Source organism: Corynebacterium sp., assembly GCF_012837295.1.
GTDB lineage: Bacteria > Actinomycetota > Actinomycetes > Mycobacteriales > Mycobacteriaceae > Corynebacterium.
Genome location: NZ_DURI01000270.1, coordinates 1 through 6,496, shown reverse-complemented (window position 1 = coordinate 6,496; position 6,496 = coordinate 1). Strand labels below are relative to the sequence as shown.

Annotated in this window: 7 protein-coding genes; 4 read left to right on the top strand and 3 right to left on the bottom strand. The window is 70.6% G+C overall.

Annotation, left to right across the window (positions count from 1 at the left end):
- Positions 1-44 precede the first annotated feature (44 nt).
- The 3 genes from GX015_RS08940 (at position 45) to GX015_RS08930 (ending at position 2,956) form a co-directional block, all read left to right on the top strand.
- On the top strand, positions 45-1,331 hold the full coding sequence (locus GX015_RS08940; protein WP_291344491.1) for a DUF445 family protein: 1,287 nt from the start codon (positions 45-47) through the stop codon (positions 1,329-1,331).
- A 90-nt stretch (positions 1,332-1,421) separates the two neighbouring features.
- Positions 1,422-2,636: a hypothetical protein gene (locus GX015_RS08935; RefSeq protein ID WP_291344489.1), complete on the top strand. Its 1,215-nt coding sequence runs from the start codon at positions 1,422-1,424 to the stop codon at positions 2,634-2,636.
- Complete coding sequence (locus GX015_RS08930) at positions 2,636-2,956, top strand: DUF2516 family protein (RefSeq protein ID WP_291344487.1); 321 nt, start codon at positions 2,636-2,638, stop codon at positions 2,954-2,956. Before GX015_RS08935 ends, GX015_RS08930 begins: the two co-directional genes overlap by 1 nt.
- Before the next feature lie 148 nt (positions 2,957-3,104).
- Here the strand turns inward: GX015_RS08930 and purU are convergent, their stop codons facing one another.
- The gene (gene purU / locus GX015_RS08925) at positions 3,105-4,010 is read right to left on the bottom strand and encodes a formyltetrahydrofolate deformylase (protein ID WP_291344485.1); all 906 of its coding nucleotides are present in this window, start codon (positions 4,008-4,010) and stop codon (positions 3,105-3,107) included.
- A gap of 37 nt (positions 4,011-4,047) precedes the next feature.
- Here purU and GX015_RS08920 point away from each other — a divergent pair, with 37 nt between their 5' ends.
- Entirely contained in the window at positions 4,048-4,830 is a 783-nt protein-coding gene (locus GX015_RS08920; RefSeq protein WP_291344483.1) for a hypothetical protein, read from the top strand.
- 30 nt (positions 4,831-4,860) lie between these two features.
- Here the strand turns inward: GX015_RS08920 and GX015_RS08915 are convergent, their stop codons facing one another.
- Positions 4,861-5,688 carry a hypothetical protein gene (locus GX015_RS08915; RefSeq protein ID WP_291344481.1) on the bottom strand — a complete coding sequence of 276 codons (828 nt, stop codon included), beginning with the start codon at positions 5,686-5,688 and terminating at the stop codon, positions 4,861-4,863.
- A 147-nt stretch (positions 5,689-5,835) separates the two neighbouring features.
- Positions 5,836-6,339, bottom strand: a complete 504-nt coding sequence (locus tag GX015_RS08910; RefSeq protein WP_291344479.1) for a DUF2505 domain-containing protein — start codon at positions 6,337-6,339, stop codon at positions 5,836-5,838.
- Between the last annotated feature and the right edge of the window lie 157 nt (positions 6,340-6,496).

Here is a 6,496-nt window from a genome sequence, read left to right as displayed (position 1 = left end):
CGGCGCCGACGCCGCCGGCCCAGCCGTCCGCCGGCCCCCTCGCGGTGCCGGGACCCTCGCCGGAGGTCGAGGACCGCAAGCGCAGGGAGCTGCGCAATTCCAAGGCGTTCGCCACGGGCCTGCTGGTCCTGGCCACGCTGATCTACCTGGGCTGCCGCTGGCTCGAGGCCGACGCGATGTCCGACGGCGAAATCCCCGCGGCGTGGATCGGCTACGTCCGCGCGGCGAGCGAGGCCGGCATGGTCGGCGCACTCGCCGACTGGTTCGCGGTGACCGCCCTGTTCCGGCATCCGATGGGCATCCCCATCCCGCACACGGCCATCGTGCGGCGGAAGAAGGACCAGGTCGGGCAGTCACTGGCCAGCTTCATCGGGGACAACTTCCTCAATCCCGCGCTCGTCGTGGACAAGGTGCGGTCCCTGCGGATCACCGACCGCGTCGGATCCTGGCTGGTCGAGCCGGGGTCGGGGGCGAAGGTGTCGGAGCATGCCGGCAAGTTCATCGGCAATGCCCTGGAGGCCGTCGATCCGGCCGACGCGGAGGCCGTGATCAAGGCGGCGGTCGTCGACAAGCTGGCGGAACCGGAGTGGGGGCCGCCCGCCGGCCGCATCCTGGAGCAGCTCATCGAGGAGGGGCGCACCGAGCCGATCGTGCAGCAGCTGGCGGAGTGGTTGCACCGCAAGGCGCAGTCGAGCCACGAGCTCATCGATTCGATGGTGGGGGAGCGCGCGCCGACGTGGGCGCCGAGGTTCGTCAACGACATGATCGGCGACCGCGTGCACCGCGAGATCGTCGAGTGGACGTGGAATGTCCAGGCCGATCCGCACCACGAGGCCCGGCAGGCGCTGCGGCGCGGCATGAAGAAGTTGGCGCACGATCTGCGCGAGGACCCGGTGACCATGGCGCGCGTGGAGGAGCTGAAGGCGGATCTGCTGGGCTCCAAGGCGGTGGTGGCGGCGCCGGGCGCGATCTGGGCGTCGACGTCGGAGTCGCTCATCGAGGCCGCGCGCGATCCGGAGTCGCTGCTGCGACGCAAGATCGCGGAGGCCGCCGAGCGCTACGGCCACCGGCTCAACGGAGACCCGGGGCTGCGCGCGTCGATCGACGAGCGGATCGAAAAGGGCGCGACGTTCCTGGCGGAGAATTACGCCGGCGAGATCACGTCCATCATCTCCGAGACCGTCGAGCGGTGGGACGCCGACGAGGCGTCGAAGAAGATCGAGCTGATGGTGGGCCGGGACCTGCAGTTCATCCGCGTCAACGGCACGCTGGTGGGCTCGCTCGCGGGCCTGGCCATTTACACGTTTTCCACGTTGATCTTCGGCGGCTGACGGCTCCGGGGGAGTTCGGGAACAATGCGCTGACGTGGATCGTTGCGGGTACGTAGACTGGAGTGGACGGCTATTCACCGAGGAGCAGAGATGACCGAGCACAACGGCCCCGACAGCCCCAACAACACCGACAACACCGACAACACCGGCAACACCGACAGCACGGCCGGCAACGGCGCCGAGCGCGACGAGAAGCTCGGCAATGCCATGGATCTGGTCAAGACCCCGTTCTACGCCTGGATCGGCGCCGGCGTGCGCACGGTCGAGATTCTCGGCGACATCGGGGCCCGGGTCCGCGCCGAGGAGGAGGCCCGCGACGGGTCGGCGGATTCGCTTGACGACGCCGACACCGACGGAGCCGCCGCAGACGCCGATTCTCGCCAGACGGCCGGCATCGCCGACGGCGTGGCCGGTCGCGTCCGCGACGCCCGCCGCAAGGTCCGCGATTTGGGCGACAACGCCGGCGAGCAGTCCCGCGAGGCGTTCCTCAAGGCGCTGGATGCGGCGCAGCTGGCGTTCAACGACGCCCTGACCAAGGCGCAGGCGGGCGGCGACCGTGCCTTCGCCTCGGCCCACACCCTGCCGGAGGACGTCGCCGCCGGCGCCGAGCAGCTCAAGCCCGAGCAGCTGCGCGCGGTGGCCGACGGCTACCTCGAGGCCGCGTCGAAGATCTACCGCGAGCTCGCAGCCCGTGGCGAGCAGGCGGTGGACGAGGGCGTCCACGTGGCCAAGGAACGCGGGTCGTCGTTCGGCGTCGCGGGTTTCCCGGGCGCCCGCGAGGATGCGGCCGCCGATGAGGCCAAGGGCCGTGGCCGAGCCACCGATCCGGTGTCGGCGATCTTCGGCAAGCTCCCGTTCGCGGGCGCGGCCGCCGAGCGCGTCACCGGTTCGCTGGAGGACGTCGCCCGCGAGACCGTCAAGCCGCTGCAGGATGCGGGCCAGGAGTTCCTGGGCCGCTTCGACCAGGAGAAGATCTCCACCCGCGTGGAGTCGCTGCTGCACCAGGCCGCCGACGTCACCGAGCAGCTGCTGGGCGCCCTGCGCGCCGAGGGCGCGGCGACCGGCGCCGCCGGCGAGGCCGCCGACGATGCCGACGTCGTCGACGCCGAGCCCGACGTGGTCGACGGCGAGGTCGTGGATCTCGACGGGTCGGAGAACGTCGCCGGCGCCGCCGCGGACGTGCCGACCGCCGACGCCTCCGCCGACGCGGAGGAAGCGGTCACCGAGGGCGACGAGGCCGTCGCCGAGGCCGGGCAGCGTTCCGCCGACGCGTCCGACGATGAGTCGGAGGGCAACGCCAACTGATGATCATCCGGGACATCTACCAGTGGGTGGACATCATTTTCCGCATCGGCCTGCCCATGCTTCTGGCCATCGCGGCCATCGCGGGACTGGTCATGGTGCTGACCACCCGCGCCGACGCCTTCGACGCCGCCGACCGCAAGAGCAAGGGCGTGTGGGCCGCGATGCTGGGCGGTTCCGCCGCGTTCCTGGCGTTCCCCATGATCGGCTGGATGATGCTCGGCATCCCGATCATCGCCTCGCTGGTGATCACGGGCATCTACTGGCTCGACGTGCGGCCGCAGATCCGCGGCATCCTGGATAACGCCCAGGGCGGCTGGTAGGCCGCTGCGCGGGCGCGCGAGCGTCGCAAAGCAAAAAGAAGCCGGCCCCACCACGAAGTGGGGCCGGCTTCGTCATGCCGGGGACTCGTCGGACGGGCGCGAACGCCGCGCCGACTCCGTGCGAATGCCGTGCGAACTAGCTGCGCACCTAGTCGAAGACGACCGTGCGGTTGCCGTACACCTGCACGCGGTCCTCGAGGTGCCAGCGCAAGCCCCGGGCGAGGACCTGCTTCTCGGCGTCGCGGCCCTCGCGCTGCATGTCGCGGGGGGTGTCCTTGTGGGACACGCGTATGACGTCCTGCTCGATGATCGGGCCGTCGTCGAGGTCCGACGTCGCGTAGTGGCAGGTGGCGCCGATGAGCTTCACGCCGCGCTTGTGCGCCTGGTGGTACGGACGGGCGCCCATGAAGGACGGCAGGAAGCTGTGGTGGATGTTGATGGCCCGGCCCTCCCACATCTCGCATAGGTCCGCGGGCAGGATCTGCATGAAGCGGGCGAGCACGATGGCGTCGGGGTCCTCGGCGTTGACCAGCTCGGCGACCTCGTCGAAGGCCTTGCGCTTGCCGATGGCGTCCTTGGGGAAGGGCACGTGGTGGAACGGGATGCCGTGGGCGCGGGCCAGCGGCTCGAGGTTGTCGTGGTTGCCGATGACCGCGGCGACCTCCATGGGGTAATCGTTCTGGTCGACGCGGCCGAGGAGGTCCTGCAGGCAGTGGCCTTCCTTGGTCACCAGGATCACCGCGCGCTTGGGCACGCCGTTGTCGGAGATCTTCCACTTCGCCTCGGGGCCGAGCTGCTCGACGATCGGCTGGAAGGCCTCGCGGACCTCCTCCAGCGTCATGTCCAGCTCGTCGGCGCGGACGGCCTGGCGGGTGAAGAACCACTTGCTCTCCGGGTCGGAGAAGAAGTGGGCCTCGGTGATCCAGGCGCCGATTCCGGTCAGGAAGGACGACAGGTGCGAGACGATGCCGGTCGAGTCGGGGCAGCCCAGCGTGAGGATGTACTGGCGCTCCTGGGGGGCCTGCTTCGGTTGGGCCAACGGTGAACGGGTCATTCCCGGGATTTTAGCCCCCGCGCCTACGCTGGGGGCCATGAGTCAGCCGTTGCCGCCCTCGGGGCCCGCGTCCGCGCCCCGGCCCGTGCCGCCCGCCGCGAAAACCGACGTGGCGATCCTCGATCCGGAGCTGTCCGCCGACGGCGTGCGGGCGGCGGTCGAGGCGGCCGCGGAGGCGGGGTGCGCGGGCGTGCGGCTGCTGCCCGCGATGCTCGATCAGCTAGCCGGGGCGGGGTCGGGTCGGCTGCGGATCGGGGTGGTCTGCGGCTTTCCGACGGGCCGGTCCCACATCCTGGTCAAGGCCGCCGAGGCTCGGCTCGCGGCCGAGCATGGCGCGCACGACGTCGCGGTTGTCCTCGATCGGGCCGCAGTGGCGGCGGGCGACTCCAACGCGGTGCTGTCCGAGGTCGTGGCGCTGCGCGGTGCGGTCGCTGCACCGACGCAGCTGACGGTGGTCGTCGAGGCGGGGCTGCATGCCTCGGGAACGCTCGACGACGACTCGTTCGACGCCATCATCGGCGCCATCGCCGCCGGCGGCGCGGACGCCATCGCCACCGGGACCGCGACCGGTACCGGGACCGGGTGGGGTGCGGGCGGGGCCGGCCGAGGAGATGTCGGCCCCGAGCAGATCCTGCGCATCCGCGCCGCGGCTCCGGGCAGTGGCGTCATAGCGGTGATCGGGGAGGAGTCGGCGGCGGGCGCGACCGGTGCCGCCGTCGACGCCGGCACAAGCGAAGACCCCGGCGACCGCGCCGCGATGGCGCTGGCCGCCGGGGCCCACGTGGTGCAGATGCCGCACCGGCTGGTGCTCGACCTCTGACGGCCGGAGCGGTTTTAGAGGTCCAGCGGTCTAGCGGTACTCGATCGCCGACAGACCCGACAGGGCGATGTCGCGGCCCTCGAGCGTCACGGCCACGCCCTTGTCGGTGACGGCGATGTCCTTGACGGTGAAGCCGTGGCCGATCTGCTGGGCGGGGCCCGCCAGGGCGGCCTCGGCGAATCGGGAGATGAGGCCGTCGGCGCCCACGCCCAGGACGGAACCTCCCTCGATCTCCGCGGTGACGCCGCCATCGCGGACGACCGGCCGCAGGTCCACGGTGGCCAGGCCGCCGGAGAACTCGGCGGTGAGCACGCCGCGATCCGGGTGCGGAGTCAGGTTGGTCAGGCGCACGGCGGAGGTGATCAGATCCTCGATGAGGTTGCCCGATCCCCCCGACGCGTCGGAGACACGGATGTTCGCCTCGGCGATCATCAGCTCCGGCGGCAGCTCGGAGACCACGTCGACCTTCGCCGCCACCGGATCATTGGTGTTGGAGATGTCCACGTCCGTCAACGTCACGTCGGCCGCCGGAGAGCCCACGATCTGCGGAGTGCCGTTCTCGGCGCGCGGATCGGTGACCTGCAGCGTCGACGGCGTCTTCAGGTTCATGCCGCCCAACTGATTGGTCAGCAGGGCCAGCAGCACCGGATTGGAGCCGAAGGAGGTCTCCACCTCCTCGCTCACCACCGCGCCGCGCGACTCCTCGGCCTGCCGGAAACCGTCGGAAATCTCCTTGCCCAGGAACATGCGCAGCGCGATCTCGCCGACCACCAGCACCAGGGCGATGACCAGCACCACCCCCACCAGCACGCCGAGCGGATTGCCGCGCTTCTTGGTCCTTTTCCTCTTCGCGTTCACGTGTCACAGCATGGCGGAAACCGGCCGCCGGGGCCAATGGGTGCCCCGAACGGCGAAAGCCCGCACACCGGGTGGCGTGCGGGCGCGGGGCCGTCGCAAAGCAACGGGCGAGCCGGGCCGGGACTGACCCGGCCGGGAAGAAGCGGACTAGGCGTTCTTGGCCAGGTACTCCTGGAGAATGCCCGCCTCCTTCTGGAACAGGCCGTCGACCGCCGCGGCGACCTTCGGCTCCAGGATGGCGCCCATCATGGGCACGTTCACGGTGACGTCGGCGCCGGTGACGATGGCCGAACCATCGCCGGCCGGGGCCAGCTTCTGCGTGCCGGAGAACGTCACCGGCATGCCCGTGACGTCGGCATCGACGGTGGCGTCGGCCGAATCGCCGGCCAGCGGGCCCCAGGAGATCTTGCGCACGACGATGAGGTCGTTCTTGATCAGGGACTTGACGGCATCCGGGAGGGCATCGGTGGCCAGGGTCTGCTTGAGCTCGACGTCGATGCGGTCGCCTTCGTTGTTGAAGGAGACGACCTCGCCGGCGGGCGTGGAAAGGTTCTCGGCCAGGTACGTCCAGTAGGCGTTGTCCGACAGGGCCGCGTGGACCTTCTCGGGGGCGTAATTGACGTTGGCGGTGATCTCGGTGTGGGAAGCCATGCCCCCGATACTAACGTGGGGGACGTGCACGAATCAGCCTTGACGCGAATCTCCGGTGTTTCCGGGGCCAAAATCGACCACGACGTGGCGTTCCGCGACCTGACGACCCTCCGCCTCGGCGGGAAACCGGCCGCCGCCGTGCGCTGCGCGACCGTCG